At 37.7% G+C, this 17158-nt stretch carries 15 protein-coding genes; 10 read left to right on the plus strand and 5 right to left on the minus strand.

Annotated features, from left to right (window positions below):
• The first annotated feature begins 19 nt into the window (after positions 1-19).
• From BUA96_RS07715 to BUA96_RS07725, 3 genes are all read left to right on the plus strand, one after another.
• Positions 20-2656 (plus strand): DNA gyrase/topoisomerase IV subunit A, encoded by a 2637-nt coding sequence (locus BUA96_RS07715; RefSeq protein WP_072981997.1) that lies wholly within the window; start codon positions 20-22, stop codon positions 2654-2656.
• Between the two features lie 3 nt (positions 2657-2659).
• Complete coding sequence (gene mscL / locus BUA96_RS07720) at positions 2660-3112, plus strand: large conductance mechanosensitive channel protein MscL (RefSeq protein WP_072981998.1); 453 nt, start codon at positions 2660-2662, stop codon at positions 3110-3112.
• Between the two features lie 138 nt (positions 3113-3250).
• Positions 3251-5314 (plus strand): ATP-binding protein, encoded by a 2064-nt coding sequence (locus tag BUA96_RS07725; protein ID WP_072981999.1) that lies wholly within the window; start codon positions 3251-3253, stop codon positions 5312-5314.
• On the opposite strand, the gene BUA96_RS07730 is transcribed toward BUA96_RS07725, so the two are convergent.
• From BUA96_RS07730 to BUA96_RS07740, 3 genes are all read right to left on the minus strand, one after another.
• Positions 5307-7235 (minus strand): tetratricopeptide repeat-containing sensor histidine kinase, encoded by a 1929-nt coding sequence (locus tag BUA96_RS07730; RefSeq protein WP_072982000.1) that lies wholly within the window; start codon positions 7233-7235, stop codon positions 5307-5309. The genes BUA96_RS07725 and BUA96_RS07730 overlap by 8 nt on opposite strands.
• 225 nt (positions 7236-7460) lie before the next feature.
• The gene (locus BUA96_RS07735; protein ID WP_072982001.1) at positions 7461-7835 is read right to left on the minus strand and encodes a DNA topoisomerase IV; all 375 of its coding nucleotides are present in this window, start codon (positions 7833-7835) and stop codon (positions 7461-7463) included.
• A gap of 57 nt (positions 7836-7892) precedes the next feature.
• Positions 7893-8321: a helix-turn-helix domain-containing protein gene (locus tag BUA96_RS07740; RefSeq protein ID WP_072982002.1), complete on the minus strand. Its 429-nt coding sequence runs from the start codon at positions 8319-8321 to the stop codon at positions 7893-7895.
• Positions 8322-8613: 292 nt separating this feature from the next.
• Here BUA96_RS07740 and BUA96_RS07745 point away from each other — a divergent pair, with 292 nt between their 5' ends.
• The 7 genes from BUA96_RS07745 (at position 8614) to BUA96_RS07775 (ending at position 15722) form a co-directional block, all read left to right on the plus strand.
• Entirely contained in the window at positions 8614-9789 is a 1176-nt protein-coding gene (locus BUA96_RS07745) for a M14 family zinc carboxypeptidase (protein ID WP_072982004.1), read from the plus strand.
• Between the two features lie 55 nt (positions 9790-9844).
• Positions 9845-10324, plus strand: coding sequence for an Lrp/AsnC family transcriptional regulator (locus BUA96_RS07750; protein ID WP_009780242.1), 480 nt, complete (start codon positions 9845-9847; stop codon positions 10322-10324).
• Positions 10325-10404: 80 nt separating this feature from the next.
• Positions 10405-12990 carry a phosphoenolpyruvate carboxylase gene (locus tag BUA96_RS07755; protein ID WP_072982006.1) on the plus strand — a complete coding sequence of 862 codons (2586 nt, stop codon included), beginning with the start codon at positions 10405-10407 and terminating at the stop codon, positions 12988-12990.
• Complete coding sequence (locus tag BUA96_RS07760; protein WP_072982007.1) at positions 12990-13514, plus strand: DinB family protein; 525 nt, start codon at positions 12990-12992, stop codon at positions 13512-13514. The genes BUA96_RS07755 and BUA96_RS07760 overlap by 1 nt, the downstream gene beginning before the upstream one ends.
• Positions 13515-13593: 79 nt before the next feature.
• Positions 13594-14013 carry a PH domain-containing protein gene (locus BUA96_RS07765; RefSeq protein WP_072982009.1) on the plus strand — a complete coding sequence of 140 codons (420 nt, stop codon included), beginning with the start codon at positions 13594-13596 and terminating at the stop codon, positions 14011-14013.
• A 3-nt stretch (positions 14014-14016) separates the two neighbouring features.
• Positions 14017-15108 (plus strand): glycoside hydrolase family 43 protein, encoded by a 1092-nt coding sequence (locus BUA96_RS07770; RefSeq protein WP_072982011.1) that lies wholly within the window; start codon positions 14017-14019, stop codon positions 15106-15108.
• Entirely contained in the window at positions 15108-15722 is a 615-nt protein-coding gene (locus tag BUA96_RS07775; protein WP_072982013.1) for an inorganic diphosphatase, read from the plus strand. Before BUA96_RS07770 ends, BUA96_RS07775 begins: the two co-directional genes overlap by 1 nt.
• A gap of 48 nt (positions 15723-15770) precedes the next feature.
• Here BUA96_RS07775 and BUA96_RS07780 read toward each other — a convergent pair whose 3' ends face one another.
• Complete coding sequence (locus BUA96_RS07780) at positions 15771-16307, minus strand: KdsC family phosphatase (RefSeq protein ID WP_072982014.1); 537 nt, start codon at positions 16305-16307, stop codon at positions 15771-15773.
• Entirely contained in the window at positions 16297-17094 is a 798-nt protein-coding gene (locus tag BUA96_RS07785) for a Rossmann-like and DUF2520 domain-containing protein (protein WP_128755667.1), read from the minus strand. Before BUA96_RS07785 ends, BUA96_RS07780 begins: the two co-directional genes overlap by 11 nt.
• Positions 17095-17158: the final 64 nt, after the last annotated feature.

A 17158-nucleotide genomic window follows, 5' to 3' on the forward strand; every position in this document is an offset into this window, starting at 1 on the left:
TTTTTGAGATAAAGAAACTATGAGCGAAAACTACGAAGATCCAAATTTAGAACAACCAGACGACGAAAATTCAGGTGAAACCATAACCCGAGTAACGGGTATGTTTAAAGACTGGTTTCTGGATTATGCCTCTTATGTTATTTTAGAACGTGCGGTACCGGCGATTGAAGATGGTTTTAAACCTGTACAACGCCGTATCATGCACTCGATGAAAGATCTTGATGATGGCCGCTACAACAAAGTGGCAAACATTGTTGGGCATACGATGCAGTATCACCCGCACGGTGACGCGAGTATTGCCGATGCAATGGTGCAAATGGGGCAAAAAGATCTGTTGATCGATACCCAAGGAAACTGGGGGAATACCTTAACCGGTGACAGCGCTGCAGCTTCGCGTTATATTGAAGCCCGACTTTCAAAATTTGCGTTGGAAGTATTGTTTAGTCCGAAAATTACAGATTGGCAAGCTTCGTACGATGGAAGAAGAAAAGAACCTATAAATCTTCCGGTTAAATTCCCATTATTGTTAGCACAAGGTGCCGAAGGTATTGCGGTAGGTTTAAGTACGAAGGTGCTTCCGCATAATTTTATCGAATTGATCGATGCTTCGGTAAAACATTTAGAAGGAAAGAAATTTAAAATACTACCGGATTTTCCTTCCGCAGGAGAAGCAGATTTTAGTGATTACAAAGATGGAAAACGAGGCGGTCGAGTACGCGTACGTGCTAAGATCAGTCAGCAGGATAAGAATACTTTAGTAATCACTGAAATACCTTTTACCACCACTACTACCTCTCTGATAGATAGTATTTTAAAGGCGAATGATAAAGGAAAGCTTAAAATAAAACGCATAGAGGATAACACCTCTTCTGAAGTTGAAATCTTAGTGCATTTACCAGCCGGACTTTCTCCTGATAAAACCATTGGGGCGCTTTACGCGTTTACTAATTGTGAGGTTTCTATTTCGCCTTTAGGCTGTGTGATTGAAGATAACAAACCGTTATTTGTAGGCGTCAGTGAGATGCTGCGTATTTCAACAGAACGCACTAAAGATTTATTGCGTCAGGAGCTCGAAATACAACTTGAGGAGTTAGAAAATCAATGGCATTATGCTTCTTTAGAACGCATTTTTATCGAAAATAGAATATACCGTGATATTGAAGAAGAGACCACTTGGGATGGCGTTTTACACGCGATCAATGAAGGTTTAAAACCACATATAGGACATCTAAAACGTCCTGTGGTTGAAGAAGATCTTGTGCGCCTGACTGAAATTCGTATCAAGCGAATTTCAAAATTTGATATAGATAAAGCGCAGCAGCGCATTGAGGCGCTAGAAGATCAGATCGCTGAAGTAAAACATCATTTAGAGCATCTTACGGAGTTCGCCATTGCTTATTTCAAAAGACTTAAGAAAGAATATGGCGCCGGTAGAGAGCGCAAAACTGAGATCAAACTTTTTGATGATATCGAAGCGTCAAAAGTGGTTATTCGCAACACAAAACTTTATGTGAATCGTAAAGAAGGTTTTGTGGGTACGTCTCTCAAGAAAGACGAGTATGTCACAGATTGTGCTGATATTGATGATATTATAGTTTTTACTAAAGAAGGAAAAATGATGGTGTCTAAGGTGGATACCAAAACCTTTGTGGGTAAAGACATCATACACGTAGCCGTATTTAAAAAGAAAGACAAGCGTACCATTTATAATATGTTGTATCGTGACGGAAAAGGAGGCGCAACTTATGTCAAGCGCTTTAATGTCACCAGTACGACGCGAGACCGCGAGTATGATATGACTAAAGGGAAAAAAGGCTCTCAAGTGCTTTATTTTTCTGCAAATCCTAATGGGGAGGCTGAAGTAGTATCCGTTTATTTGAGAGCGGTAGGAAATATAAAGAAGTTAAAGTTTGATCTAGACTTTTCTGATATTCTTATCAAAGGCCGAAACGCTAACGGAAACCTTGCGACCAAACACGCTGTACGCACTGTAGAGCTAAAAGAAAAAGGAGTTTCTACATTAAAGCCTAGAAAAATCTGGTTTGATGATACCATTCAGCGTTTAAATGTGGATGGTCGAGGAGAACTTCTGGGAGAATTTAAAGGGGAAGACAGGCTGTTGATCATCACTCAAGATGGAATCGCCAAAACCATAACTCCGGAACTTACCACGCGTTTTGACGATAAAATGATCGTATTAGAAAAATGGATTCCTGCTAAACCCATATCGGCGATCTATTGGGATGGAAACAGAGAACGTTATTATGTAAAACGCTTTCTGATTGATAATCCTGAAAAAGAAGAATCGTTTGTTTCTGATCACGAAAATACCCAATTAGAGCTTGTTTCTACAGACCATAGGCCAGTGGTAGAAATGGTTTTTTACAAAGAGCGCAACAAGGATCAAAAGCCTAACGAAACTGTTGATATAGAGGATTTTATATCGATTAAAGGAATAAACGCTTTAGGTAATCAATTTTATACAGAAAAGCTCAAGCAGATCAATTTATTAGACCCGCTACCTTATGAGGAGCCCGTGGAAGCACAGCCTGAACAGGATGTTGAAACCCATTCAGAATCAGAAGAGACAGCTCATTCTGAGAACGATCAAGAGGATCACATAAAAGGGGATGGGAGTCAAGGATCATTATTTTAAATTATGGGATTAATTCAGGAGTTTAAGAATTTTGCTGTAAAAGGCAATATGGTTGATATTGCTATTGGTGTGATCATCGGTGCGGCTTTTCAAAGTGTAGTAGATGTCATTGTAAAAAAAATTATGATGCCTCCACTTTCGTTACTCACAGATGGCGTGCGTCTAGCCAATAAAAAGATTGTACTGAAAGACGCATATATCGCCGTAGACGGCACTGCTGTTGAAGAAATCGCCATTGGCTATGGAGAATTGATTGAGGTATTGATTGACTTTTTTATCATTGCCATTGTTGTCTTTATTGTGGTAAAATTGATGAATAGTTTGAAAAGACAAAGTGAAGATGATCAGAATCCTGCTGTTGAAACTCCAAAAAACATTCAGCTTTTGTCACGAATGGAAACCTTACTTGAAGAACAAAATCAGCTTTTAAGAAACCAACAAAAAAGTAAAAAGTAAGAATTTTCTTTCGTTATAATTATTTTTAATAATTATTTTAGGTCGTTAATCGATTATTTATTGTTTTATAGTGCTTCACTCGCAAGAAAATCTGTACTTTTAACATTAAATTATTAATAAGCGACAGCTACTTCCTAGATGGCAAAAGGAATACCCCCCAAACACTATTTTATAGCCTTCCTCTGGTTTTTGATACCGGCGCTCGTTTGCTTTTATGTGTATCACAGCTACAAAGTAGCCTTACCTCAGAAGCTTTCAGACCAAGTACAATTAACCGGAAGCTTGGCCACACAAGACTTTAAGCGCACCGTACGCAGTAATGTGCAGGCGCTTCAAAACCTTACAGAGCGCATTGAAGAAACTGACGGCGCATACTATGATTATTGGAAACAAGATGCGAAGCGTTTGCTCAAGCAAAATGAGTCTTTAGATTTTGTTGAGATCATCAACGCAGATGGTATTATTGAAGATGTGTATCCTAGAAGGCCTAATGTACCTGCTATAGGACTAGATATTTCAAAGTTAGCCTACCGTTTTGAGGACTGGAAAAGTAAATCAAACCAAGGGATTACAAACATTACTCAATGGTTGCACCTTTCGCAAGGCGGTGATTCTTTTCTTATTGATGTCCCGGTGTATATTAATGATGAATTTCGAGGAACCGTAACCGGTGGAATGAACTTTAATGAGGAATTTGATCGGTTAAGTTATTATCTTAAAGACTTTGCGATTCAAATTTTTGATGAAGAAGGGACTCAATTTTATAATTATAATAATTATGATTTAGCTCAGAAAGATCCATATTACATTTTTGAGACTGCGATGATTATGGATTCTGATTTAAATGAATCCTGGAATTTTCAACTTACCTTTTCTAATCCAGATTTCTTTGCTGAAGAAATGTTGCTGATCAATATTGCGTTGGCAGTGGGGCTAATTTTATCTCTGGCAATTGGTTTGCTTTCTTTTTTCAACCGAAACGCTCAAGTTGCCGCAAGACGCACCTTTATTATCAACAAAGAATTGAAAAAGGTCAATCAGCATCTTGAGGAACAAACGCAGCGTGCCAATCAAGCTTCAATCGCTAAAACGGAATTTCTATCTAATATGAGTCACGAGATCAGAACTCCGTTAAATGCAATTGTAGGGATCACCGATCTTATAGGTTCTGGAACGAATACGTTTGAAGAAGAACATTACTTATCTCTTTTAAAACAATCGTCAAAAACCTTACTCAATCTAATCAACGATATTTTGCGTCTAGACAAGATTGAGTCTGGCTTTTCTGAAGTTGCCCATATTAAATTTTGTCCGTCTGATATTTTAAAGAATATTGAACAGTTTAACCTTCAGGTTTTAAAAGACAAAGGCATTGCATTTGAATTAAAAATCGAAGCCGAAGAACATAGTTTTGTATTGGGAGATCGTGCTAAATATGAGCAGATCATTAATAATATTATCAGTAACGCTATCAAGTTCACCGAATCCGGAAGTATAAAGGTGCTCTATAAAGAGGAGGTAAGTGAAAACAAAACCCATCTCTCTATCAGCGTCAAAGACACGGGAATAGGTATTCCTCAGGATAAATTAGATAAGATCTTTGAGCGCTTTATTCAGCTGGATACGGGAATGCGCAAAAAACACAGTGGAGGCGGAATTGGCCTTTCTATTGCAAAACATTTGGTCGAATTATTAAAAGGGAAAATTTCGGTCAAGAGTCAAGAGGGTAAAGGTTCTGAGTTTAGCATTGCGCTTACTTTTGATACAGCTGTTGAAAATTGCACAACAAAAGACACTACCCCAAAATCTGAGATTCCGAATCTTAATATACTTGCAGTTGATGACAACAAGCTAAACGTTATTGTACTCTCGCAATTGCTCAAGAAACTCGGCTTAGACGCAGATATTGCATACACCGGTAAAGATGCTGTCTCTAAAGCTCAGAAAAAGAAGTATGACCTTATTTTTATGGATGTTCATATGCCGGATATAGACGGGTATGAGGCAACCAAACAAATCAAGTTAGCTAACAAAGCGACGGTGATTTTAGGGCTTTCAGCAGATTCTACGCTGAGCGCAATGGATAAAGGTATTGATTGCGGAATGAGTGATTACCTAACCAAGCCAATTGATAAAAGCAAACTGATCTTAGTACTTAACGAGCACTTTGGGATAGGTGGTTCTCAGAAAATTGTTATTTGATAGGCAAATTGAGTAGTACTTGCGTGCCTTTAGGCTTTTGGTTAGCATCATACAAATCAATGAAATTAAGGGTGTAATTGTGTCTTAGATTCTTCGAGAAGTTTTGCAGTCGCTTTAACGTAAGGTTGATCCCTATTGATTTCTTTTGAGTATTGATTTTTTCACTAGGCATTTCCATAGTTTTCTTTCTGCCTATGCCATTATCTGTAATGGTAATTGTTATATAATGCTCATCTTTTTTCTTTACATCTAGAGCAAGTCGCTTATAACCTTCTTTGGCTTGCAAGCCGTGCCATAAAGCATTTTCTAAAAAAGGTTGTAAAATGAGCGATGGAATTTTAATAGCCGAGATGTCTACTTGATCATCAATAGTTTCTTTATAATCAATTTCATTACAAAATCTGATATTTTCAATATTGACGTACAAGCGCATCGTTTCGAGTTCTTCGGCAAGTGTAATTTCTTTTTCTAGCGAACTGGATAAAATAGACCGAATAAGTTTTGCAAATTGATTGAGGTAGTTAGTAGCATCCTCAAGATTGCTGTTCTGTAAATAAATACGTATGGAAAGCAAAGCGTTAAAAATAAAATGCGGATTCATTTGAGAGCGCATTAATTTTTGCTCTGCATTTAAGCGTTGCTTTTGATTTCTTAATTGGGTTTGACGATATAAAATGATGAGAATGATCAAGATAAGGAACGCAACTAAGAGAATAAAGATGTTGTTCTTGCGGCTTTGACTGAGTTGAATTTGCGCAATCTCATTATTTTGCTGCAGTAAGCTAATCGTATTTTTCTTTTGTTCAGTATCGTATTTGTAAATGAGGTTACTTACATATTTGTGATTGGCTTCATTGAGATAAGCCTCTTGTACTTCCTGAGATTTACGTTGATACTGTAAAGCCGCATTATAATCCCCGGTTTTCTCTTTAAGTTGAGAAAGGTGCATATAAGCCAGGCTTAAAAACTGCTTTTGATCGTTTTCCTTGGCTATATTTTTTCCTTTTAGGAGATAGTTCTCTCCGAGACTTAAATTGCCCACTTCGCTATTGGCCCAGCCCAAATTAATATATGTCAACGCGATATAAAATTTATCGCCTATCTTAAGAGCTTTGGGCAACGAAGGTTTTATAAGCGCTAGGGCTTCTTGTGGCTTTCCTTGTTTTAAATAGACTTGGCCTATACTATTATGACAAATGACCCTACCTAAATCACTATTGATCTTCTCATTATATTCTAAAGACTTCTGATAATTAATCAACGCCTTATCGTAAAGTTCGCGCTCTTCATAAGTGATCCCCAGATTAGCATAATTGATTGCCATACCCAGATCGCTCGTCAAGTTGATCTCACTGTTAATGGCCATCTTAAAGAATTTCTCTGCCTGCTCATAATCGCGTAAAAGCAAATAGATGTTTCCTATGCTGTTTTGTGAGATTGCAATGCCTTTTAAAAGCGCATTGGATTTTTTAGGTTGACTTTCCGCTAAAGCGAGTGCAGCATTATGATTGTCAAGTGCAGAACTTACCGCATCAATTCTTCGGTATACTACGCCGGTCATATTGAGAATAGAAACTTCTAATTCTACATCATTGATGGTTTCGGCTAAGGTTAGAGCTCTTTGATGATGCGCTATAGATTCGTCATAATACGAGCGATCTCTTAGAAAAATTCCATATAAATTTTCACCAAAGGCTTCGCCAAAATCATAATTGGCTTTTTGAGCGCGATCAATAAAAGATGTAATACCTAGAGAATCGCGTCTGAATCGAGAGGTGTATTTCTGCAAAGAATCAAATGTGGTGAATCGTTTTTGCAGAAGTTCATCAATGATATTTTTTACATTGGTATCCTGACCAAAAGAGGGTCTGAAACAAAACAGACAAAAGCATAGGAAGGTATAAAAAATAGCACGAGACAAAAGCTTCAGATTTTACGAGCACCCCAAAGTATTTAATACTCCATTCCGATCGCTATCGGGATGCCTCGAAATTAAAAATTCGTTTGTAATAATTGCCTTTAGGATTTTTCCTGTGACAATGATGAGTAAAATACATCATTTATAAAACAGGATAAATATAGTACAAAGTTTAAACAGATGCTTTTGCGTTATATAATCAAACATTCGGATTTTATGTAAATCAAATTATTTCACTTTAACGGCTGTTCCTTTCTGTTTTTTAGAGTCTCCAACCAAGGCATATTCAAAAGTGTAGGAGTTACCTTGAGTTGTAAGAATTTTAAAATGTAGCGCTTTGCGATCCATCATACTTTGAGGATTGATCTTTTTCGCAATATATTCACAATCATTGATCCAACGAATGCTTGAAGAATCTGCTTGACCCTTATAATAATCAATTTCTAAGGTGTCATTACGTGTAAATGTTGTTTTTACAACTTCGCCATCCAAATAGGTCTCAAACTCAAAGGAGCCCGTCTTAAAATCGGTGCAGTTGCGTTCAGGATTATAACACGAGTTGAGAAGAAGCATTGCGAGCAGCGAAAAGCAAAAATACCGCATAGGAGAACACATTATTTTGGTTAGACCAAAGTTAGCGAAGAATAAACATTCTGGCGATTATGGATGGAAACTTTTAAAGGTTCCGTCCTTATAAAAGATCACAATACGCTCAATATCTGATTTAGTCGAAGGACTAGTGTCTGGAGTTGGCTGAGCAGTGCTTGAAGCATCTGTGGAATTAGAGGCTAGCGCTACCGGTTCATCATCAAAATTTGCTGCAAGCTGCGAACTCACAATAGGAGCTCGTTTTGTGACTCGACTTTTAGGAAAGCTTCCTTTTCCATTTAAGAGCCAGTACAGCTCTACTTCAGGGAAGGCCTCAATGATCTTCATTACAAATTCTAGACTTGGTTTATTTCTACCGGAAATAATATGAGAGATCGAAGAGCGCCCCACATCAATAGCATCAGCAAATGAAGTAGCGTTCAAATCGTACTCATCCATTATTTTCTGAAGCCTTTTAGTAAATAATTCGCTGTTTACCATTGTAAATTATATAGTAACTAAATTACATTACAAATGTAAATAATATGGATACAATTGTAAAATTACATTTGTGAACAGACGTATTTTGAATTGAAGCTTTAGCTTAAAAAGAACAATCTAAATAACTGTAAAAAAGATTATTATTATAATTAAAAGTGCTCTTTGGAATTATTCCTTTTGTGTTGGTTATTAGAAAAACATCTTGTTTATTGATGTGAACAAATGAGATGTAACTTTTCGTTTACATTTGTAACATCTCGAATGTTTACATTTGTGACTTATTTAAATACTTATGAATTATACCACTTTATGTGATTGGCATAAGCTTCATCACGAGAAAGCCTTGTTCGGCCGTTACATTACAACTTCACATATACAACCGCTAATTGATCAACTTCCAGAACTGTTTCAAGTAAAAAGTTTGGGTTATTCTGTTGAGAAGCGTCTGATACAATCGGTGACTTTTGGTACCGGTCCTATTCAGATCTTAGGTTGGTCTCAAATGCATGGGAATGAAAGCACCACAACCAAAGCTTTATTTGACCTTTTTAGGTGGTTTGCTACACATCAGGATCAAACTGAAGTTAAGCACCTTTTAAATGCGTGCACGTTTACTATGATCCCATTGCTCAATCCTGACGGCGCTGAGGCATATACTCGTGTTAATGCCAATCAGGTAGATTTAAATAGAGATGCGCAGAACTTAACACAGCCTGAGAGTAGCATTCTTAAAGAGGCTTATACTTCGATCAAACCTGATTATTGTCTTAATTTACACGGACAGCGCACCATATTTGGTGTAGGAAGTCCGGCCAAGAGCGCTATAGTATCCTTTTTATCACCATCTCAGGATGAATTGCGCACCGTGACGGCATCTAGAAAAATAGGAATGTCTGTTATAAGTGATCTCAATGAAATGCTTCAGCAATTTATTCCGGGAAGTGTGGGGCGTTATGATGATGGATTTAATCTTAACTGTGTGGGGGATACCTTGCAGCAATTAAATATACCTACCATCTTGTTTGAAGCTGGTCATTTTCCCGGAGATTACGAGCGGGAGCAGACCAGATGTTTTATGTTTTTATCATTAATTCGCGTTTTTGAGTCGGTTTTATTGCTCAAATCTGAAGAAATAGGGGACTCAAATTCGTATTTCGCTATTCCGGAGAACAAAAAGTGCTACTTTGATTGCATAATTCGCAATGTGAATATTCCCCAAATTGGAGTAACCGATATGGCTATTCAATATGAAGAAACTTTAAAGAATGGTACCTTGTATTTTGTACCTAAAATAGCCCAGATCGCTGATTTAGATGATTTTGTGGGGCATAAGGAGTTGAATTTTCATCAAAAAGAAATTCAAATTCCAGAAGGAATGCAACTAGAAGTAGGGACAAATCTTGAGAATCTTCAAGCAAATAGTAATTTACCTACAACGTTTTCGGTAAAAAGCAACAATTTATTATGAATTATTCAGTGATTTTATATTATTTTTGATTTATATATAATTTAATTACTTAATAATGGCAAAATTCAAATTAGACGAGGTTGATCATCAAATCTTAGATATGCTGATTGAGAATACCCGAACTCCTTTTACAGATATAGCAAAGAAGTTGTTGATATCTGCAGGTACTGTTCACGTACGTGTAAAAAAGATGGAAGAAGCAGGTATTATTGTGGGGTCATCCTTAACGCTTGACTATGCAAAACTTGGCTATTCTTTCATTGCTTACGTAGGTATTTATATAAATAAGACCAGTCAAACCACATTTGTTTTGGAGCGTATTAACCAAATTCCTTATGTTACGGTAGCGCACGTAACTACAGGCAAGTTTAATATTTTCTGTAAGGTACGTGCGAAGAATACAGAGCACGCTAAAAATATTATCTTTATGTTAGATGATATTGAAGGGGTGTACCGTACTGAAACAATGATTTCTCTTGATGAAAGCATTAACGATAAGAAACGTTTAATGCATAGTATTTTTCAAGATTTGTAAAGTAAACCAAAGCATATTTTTATAATATACCCTTTGGCTTTGTTGACAAAGGGTTTTTTTATTCTAAAACCAGACTATTTATGTCCAGACAACCAAAATTAGAACGCTTTAATAACCTGGTAAAATCCAAATATCAGGTCTATAACAGCTTGTTCATGACCTTACCATTCCACGGAATAACCGATACCGGAGTGCTTTTGCCACTTTTTGATCGTATTTGTACCCGTGGTTATGATAAGCATTACAACCCAGAAAAAATCGTTAATTACTTCTTTGATAAGTATCAACGTGATGTCTCTGAAGAGGAGCGCTATGACTTGCTCTTTAGATTTATTCAATATATAGAGCGTCAGGTGGTACTCTTTGATGCAATCGAAGATGCAGCCTATCGTACCGTAAATAATATGGACGGGCGCGGAACTCTTCGTAACATTAAAGAAGAGGCAGAAGCGCAATCAAAAACCGAAGAGCTTAAAGCCTATCTTCAGGATTTTAAAATAAGACCTGTTCTTACAGCACACCCTACACAATTTTATCCGGGAGCTGTATTGGGGATCATTAATGACTTGAGTAAAGCCATTAATGAAAACAATGTTGAGATGATTAAGAAGTTGTTGTCTCAATTAGGTAAAACACCATTTTTTAAGAAAGAAAAACCTACGCCATACGATGAAGCAGTAAGTTTAATCTGGTATCTTGAGAATGTATTTTACAAGGCCTCAAGCCATATTTACAATTACGTACGTCAGAATGTTTTTAAAGGAGAAGCTTTTGATAACGAAGTAATCGACTTAGGATTCTGGCCTGGAGGTGACCGTGACGGAAACCCATTTGTAACTACCGAAATCACCTTAAAGGTTGCTGCACGTTTACGTAACACCATTATTAAGAACTACTATCGCGATATACGCAGTCTTCGCCGCCGCATCACTTTTGTAGGAACCGAAGAACCGCTTGCAGATTTAGAAAAACGGCTATATGAGAGTATTTTCCTTCCGGGAGACGAGGTTACTGTGTCCCTTGAAGAATTAGAAACTACCCTGCTTCGTATACGTAAAATCGTAGTTGAGCGCCACGAAAGCTTATTCCTAGAAGAAATTGATGATATTCTGAATAAAGTAAAAATGTTTGGTTATCACTTTGCTGTGCTAGACATTCGTCAGGATAGTCGTGTGCATATGCACGTTATGGAAGAGATCGTAAAGCAATGTGCTAAGGATAACTTGGGTATTTTCCCAGATAATTATCTTGAACTTTCAGAAGAAGAACAAATTAAAGTACTTCAGGATGTAAAAGGTTCTGTTGATCCTTCAACCCTGCAAGATGATATTGCTCGTAAAACTTTAGAAAGTATTTATGCGATGCAAGATATTCAGAAGCAAAACGGCGAGCGTAGTTGTAATCGTTACATTATTAGTAACAACCAGACCGGGCTCAATGTAATGCAGGCGTTCTCTATGATACATCTTACCGGTTGGGAAGATCCTACTGTTGACATTGTGCCTTTATTTGAGACGGTTCCTGATTTAAAAATCGCTAAAGAAGTTATGCGTGGCTTGTACACCAATCCGGCTTATGCTGCGCATTTGAAAAAGCGTAATATGAAGCAAACCATTATGCTAGGCTTTAGTGATGGTACTAAAGATGGAGGATACCTAATGGCGAACTGGAGTATTTTTAAAGCGAAAGAAGAGCTTACGCAGGTTTCGAGGGAATTTGGAATTAAAGTAATTTTCTTTGATGGTAGAGGTGGACCACCAGCACGTGGTGGTGGTAAAACGCACCAGTTCTACGCTTCTTTAGGAGATACAATTGAAGATGAAGAAATTCAGGTTACTGTTCAAGGGCAGACCATTAGTTCAAACTTTGGTACGCCAGACTCTTGCCAGTACAACTTAGAGCAGTTGTTAAGTTCAGGGATCTTTAACGGAGTCTTTTCTCAAAAAACAAAAGCATTCCCGGATGAAGATCGTAAGACGATGGAAGAGCTTGCAGAAATCAGCTACAAAGCATATTCTGACTTCAAAGCGCACCCTAAATTCTTAGGATATTTAGAGCGTATGAGTACTTTGAAATTCTATGCGAAGACTAACATTGGTAGCCGTCCTAGTAAGCGTGGCGGAAGCGATAAACTGGATTTCTCTGATCTACGTGCGATTCCCTTTGTAGGATCTTGGTCACAATTGAAGCAAAACGTTCCCGGATTTTTTGGTGTAGGTACTGCAATCGAAAAATTAGAGGAGCGTGGTGAGTTTGATCGCGTGCAATCATTATACAACAATAGCATGTTCTTTAGAACTTTACTAGAAAACAGTATGATGAGTTTGACCAAATCATTCTTCGCACTTACGGCTTATATGAAAGATGATCCTGAGTTTGGAGCATTCTGGGAGCTTATTTATGAAGAATATGAGCGTAGTAAACGCGTATTGCTAAAAGTTACCGGTTACAGCGAACTTATGGAAGATGAGCAGGCAGGTAAGGCTTCAATTCAAGAACGGGAGCGTATCGTATTGCCATTGTTGACCATTCAGCAATTTGCATTGAAGAAAATTCAAGAAATGCAACGCGAAGAAAATCCGGATGAGAAAAAGCTAGAAATGTTTGAGAAAATGGTGACGCGCTCTTTATTCGGAAATATTAATGCGAGTCGTAATTCAGCATAATGGCTAAAGTTATAGATCTTGATCATAGTGAGTTTAACGCGTTCTACAAGAATTATGTAGAACTCGTTAAACCTGATCAATTATTGTTAGATGCTTTGATTGAAGGGAAGGAAAAAAACATAGCTTTTTATGATGATATCCCTGAAGATAAATGGTCGTATGCCTACCAATATGGAAAATGGACCATTTTAGAAGTATTGCAACACGTAATTGATACCGAGCGTATTTTTTGTTACCGCGCATTGCGAATAGGTAGGGGAGATCGTACGCCGCTACCGGGATTTGAGCAAGATGATTATATAACGCCATCTCGAGCAAACCAAAGACAAATGCACGAATTACTAGATGAGTATGCACTCGTAAGAGATTGTACGATTAGTTTGTTTAAGCATTTTGATGAAGAAGCTTTGGCTTTTAAAGGAACAGCCAGCGATGCCACGTTGACCACTAGAGCTGCAGGCTTTATAATTTGCGGGCACGAGATTCATCATGCTAATGTAATTCAATCTAAATATCTCATATAAGAGATCCAAGACTTGGAAAAACTTAAAAAGGCTGCAATTTTAAAATTGCAGCCTTTTTTTAGTTAACTTAACCTTTATTATGAATTTTAAAAGTAGAAAAGATCCCTTATTTTTCAGCATTCTGCTCGTGCTGATCACCCTTTTTGTGTTAATTGGTGTGTTTTCAGATTCGGGTAGTGCAACGGGTTGGTATTGGTATCTGTTAGGTATAACGCCAACTTCTTTACTTTTTATTTGGTTTTATTTTGGCACTTCCTATTCTTTGTCAGCTTCTTTGTTAAAATATAAATCGGGTCCATTAACCGGTTCTATTCCCTTAAAAGATATTCGAGAGATCATTAGAGATAAAACCCTATGGGTAGGGCGTAAGCCTGCAACCGCAAGAAAGGGGCTTATCATTAAGTACAATCTCTATGATGAAATTTATATAAGTCCGCAAAATAATGACGATTTCATCAAAACCATTTTAAGTCTCAACGCTGATATAAAAATCATATAATTAATGACCACAAAACTTTATCTGCCGTTTGCTCTTCTGCTTATGGTGTTGACCGCTTGCAAAAATAATGCGACTTACAATAGAACAGACGAAACCGCTGAATCTGTAGCAGACTCCACTGCAACGCAGGCCTATTTGCTTACCTATTTTAAAGATGATACGCATAGCTTGCATATGGCATTTAGTACAGACGGATATTCTTTTACAGATATCAATGAAGGAAATCCCATAGTTGCAGGCGATACCATTGCAAGTCAAAAAGGAATTCGGGACCCGCATATTTCACGTGGGCCTGATGGCGCTTTTTATGTGGTGATGACTGATCTGCATCTTTTTGCGAAAGATCTAGGGTATAGAGATACCACCTGGGAGCGTCCTATTGAAGACTATGATTGGGGAAATAATAGAGGATTTGTAATGATGAAATCTTTTGATTTAATTCATTGGACGCACAGTAATTTTCTGTTTAATGAGAACTTTGAAGGTTTTGATGAAATAGGCTGCGCTTGGGCCCCTCAAAGTATTTATGATCCTGATGAAGGAAAAATGATGGTTTATTACACGATGCGTATGGAGCACGGCTTGACCAAACTCTATTATTCGTATGCGAATGAAGATTTTACTGCTTTAGAAACTCAGCCGAAGCAACTCTTTGAATATCCTGATGCCTCTATTCAGGTATTAGATGCTGATATCACTAAAATGCCTGACGGTAGATTTTGTATGATGTATGTCGCTCATGAAAATCCTATAGGGATAAAAATGGCCTTTTCAGATACGATCAATTCCGGGTATATTTATGATCCTGAGTGGATTGATATGGAACCGGGTTCGTGCGAGGCGCCTAATGTATGGCAGCGCATAGGCACTGATTCCTTTGTGTTGATGTACGATATTTACAGTATCAATCCGCATAATTTTGGATTTGTAGAAACCACCGACTTTAAAAATTTTGAAGATATAGGGCATTTCAACGAGGGGAAAATGAAAACTACTAATTTTAGTTCGCCCAAACACGGAGCTGTAATTCAACTAACCAAGACAGAAGCGCAAAAGCTTGCCGAGTATTACCAGTATGATTTAAAATTTGACTGATGATCATTAGATTAACCTGTATAGTATTCGCACTAGTTGCCATATTTTCCTGTAAGACTTCTACTGAAGAAAACCTGCTTACCGATTATCCTGCAATTGCCGAAGATGGAAGTGTAAATGCGGTTATAGAAATTCCGGCAGGCACAGAACAGAAATGGGAAGTCAATAAAACCTCAGGAATCATAGAATGGGAGCAGGTTGACGGTACCGGTCGAATCGTAAATTATATAGGTTATCCCGGTAATTATGGTTTTATCCCGCAAACACTGCTTGCTGAGAAAGATGGAGGAGATGGTGATCCCCTTGATATTCTTGTTTTGGGCAGTCCTGTAAATCGCGGAAGCGTTATTAAATGTAAGATCATTGGCGTTTTATACCTTCAGGATCGCGGAGAGCAAGACGATAAGTTGATCGCTGTGGCCAAAGATTCACCTTTTTATCAATTAGACTCATTAGAAGATCTTGAGGCCACGTATAATGGAGTCGCTGATATCATAAGGCTTTGGTTCAGCAATTATAAAGGACCGTCTAAAATGGTTCCCAAAGGTTTCGGAGATCATGATGCTGCACAACAGGTGCTTGAAGCTGCCGTTACGGGTTATCAAAATAAATAAGCCACCATTAACGGTGGCTCAGAATTTTGGTAGTAGTTTAAATTTTATCTAGTGCTGTTTTAAACCTGCGTCAAAATAATTCATCCAGTTGTCCTGCACTTTAAGAACTTGCTCAATCACATCTCTTACGCAGCCTTTTCCGCCTTTTTTGTGAGAAACATATTTAGCAACCTCTTTAATTTCTTTTACAGCATCTTGTGGACAGGTGGGCAGCCCAACTTCTTTCATCACAGGATAATCAGGAATATCGTCACCCATATACAACACATTTTCAGGCTTGATGTTTTTTTCTTCAATGTATTTGGTGAACTGCTTCATCTTAGTGTGTGCGCCTAAATGAATGTCAGTCACACCTAGTGCTGCAAGTCTATTACGAACCCCTTCATTGGTTCCGCCACTGATAATGCAGATATTATAACCGTTATCTAAAGCACATTTGATTGCATACCCATCTTTAACGTTCATCGTTCTAAACATTTCGCCTTCCGTATTGATTATTAATGATCCGTCGGTCATCACACCATCTACGTCAAAAATAAAGGTTGTGATGTCTCTTAAGTATTCTTTATAGCTTTTATCGCTCATAATAGTTTTGTATTGCCTTGGTTAATGTGGAATATAATTCTTGTTGCTCAGAAGTCTTTAAAGCCTCAAGCTGCTTTTGAATGGTTTGCGTATCGTGGCGCTTTGCCGGTCCGGTCTGGCTGTTTTCGGGACCATTTAAAAATGCTTTCTCCAGCGTTTCTTCTAATAGCGGTTTTAACAGCTCAAAAGAAACTTGATGCTGATTACAAAGTTGCGCTGCTTCGGTTAAAATATGATTGGTAAAATTATTGCTGAAAACTGCCGCTAGATGTATTGAAGCACGGTCCTTAGAATTCATCTGATGAACAGGTGCATTCAAGCTACCCAAAAGCTTTTCAAGCAATGCATAATCCTCTTGATGATTAGCTTCAAGTAAAAACGGTATTTTTCTATAATTCAGATCTTTACGCTTAGAAAATGTCTGTAAAGGATAACATACGCCAATGCGGGTTTTAGGAGCTAAAACATCCATTGCAGTACTCCCGGAAGTATGTACCAAAAGACCATTAGTGTATTGCAATTTTTCGGCGATTTCCCCAATAGCATTATCACTTACAGCCAAAATAATTAGATCTGAATGGAAGGTATCGCTTACTTGGGTGCTTACTTCCGCAAAGGCTTTAAAGTCGGTTAATTGCGTTGTGGATCTTCCGGCAATAAACTGCAGCTTAGCGCTTTGAGACGTGCTCAAGGCTTTTGCGAGATGAAAAGCCACATTACCGGTACCAATTATTGAAACTGAAATCACGCTCCAAAAATACATAAAAACGGCAAAAACACTAGACAATAGCTGGCGTTAAAGCTTTATTAATGCTCTTTTGTTTCGTATCTTCGCGCCATCAAAAAATTGC

Origin of the sequence: Leeuwenhoekiella palythoae, assembly GCF_900130045.1 — a bacterium.
Taxonomy (GTDB): domain Bacteria; phylum Bacteroidota; class Bacteroidia; order Flavobacteriales; family Flavobacteriaceae; genus Leeuwenhoekiella; species Leeuwenhoekiella palythoae.

Bases quoted from the DNA above. Each gene is read 5' to 3' on its own strand.
- BUA96_RS07715 (WP_072981997.1), top strand. From the start codon at position 20: ATGAGCGAAAACTACGAAGATCCAAATTTAGAACAACCAGACGACGAA.
- mscL (WP_072981998.1), top strand. From the start codon at position 2,660: ATGGGATTAATTCAGGAGTTTAAGAATTTTGCTGTAAAAGGCAATATG.
- BUA96_RS07725 (WP_072981999.1), top strand. From the start codon at position 3,251: ATGGCAAAAGGAATACCCCCCAAACACTATTTTATAGCCTTCCTCTGG.
- BUA96_RS07735 (WP_072982001.1), bottom strand. From the start codon at position 7,835: ATGCGGTATTTTTGCTTTTCGCTGCTCGCAATGCTTCTTCTCAACTCG.
- BUA96_RS07740 (WP_072982002.1), bottom strand. From the start codon at position 8,321: ATGGTAAACAGCGAATTATTTACTAAAAGGCTTCAGAAAATAATGGAT.
- BUA96_RS07745 (WP_072982004.1), top strand. From the start codon at position 8,614: ATGAATTATACCACTTTATGTGATTGGCATAAGCTTCATCACGAGAAA.
- BUA96_RS07750 (WP_009780242.1), top strand. From the start codon at position 9,845: ATGGCAAAATTCAAATTAGACGAGGTTGATCATCAAATCTTAGATATG.
- BUA96_RS07755 (WP_072982006.1), top strand. From the start codon at position 10,405: ATGTCCAGACAACCAAAATTAGAACGCTTTAATAACCTGGTAAAATCC.
- BUA96_RS07760 (WP_072982007.1), top strand. From the start codon at position 12,990: ATGGCTAAAGTTATAGATCTTGATCATAGTGAGTTTAACGCGTTCTAC.
- BUA96_RS07765 (WP_072982009.1), top strand. From the start codon at position 13,594: ATGAATTTTAAAAGTAGAAAAGATCCCTTATTTTTCAGCATTCTGCTC.
- BUA96_RS07770 (WP_072982011.1), top strand. From the start codon at position 14,017: ATGACCACAAAACTTTATCTGCCGTTTGCTCTTCTGCTTATGGTGTTG.
- BUA96_RS07775 (WP_072982013.1), top strand. From the start codon at position 15,108: ATGATCATTAGATTAACCTGTATAGTATTCGCACTAGTTGCCATATTT.
- BUA96_RS07780 (WP_072982014.1), bottom strand. From the start codon at position 16,307: ATGAGCGATAAAAGCTATAAAGAATACTTAAGAGACATCACAACCTTT.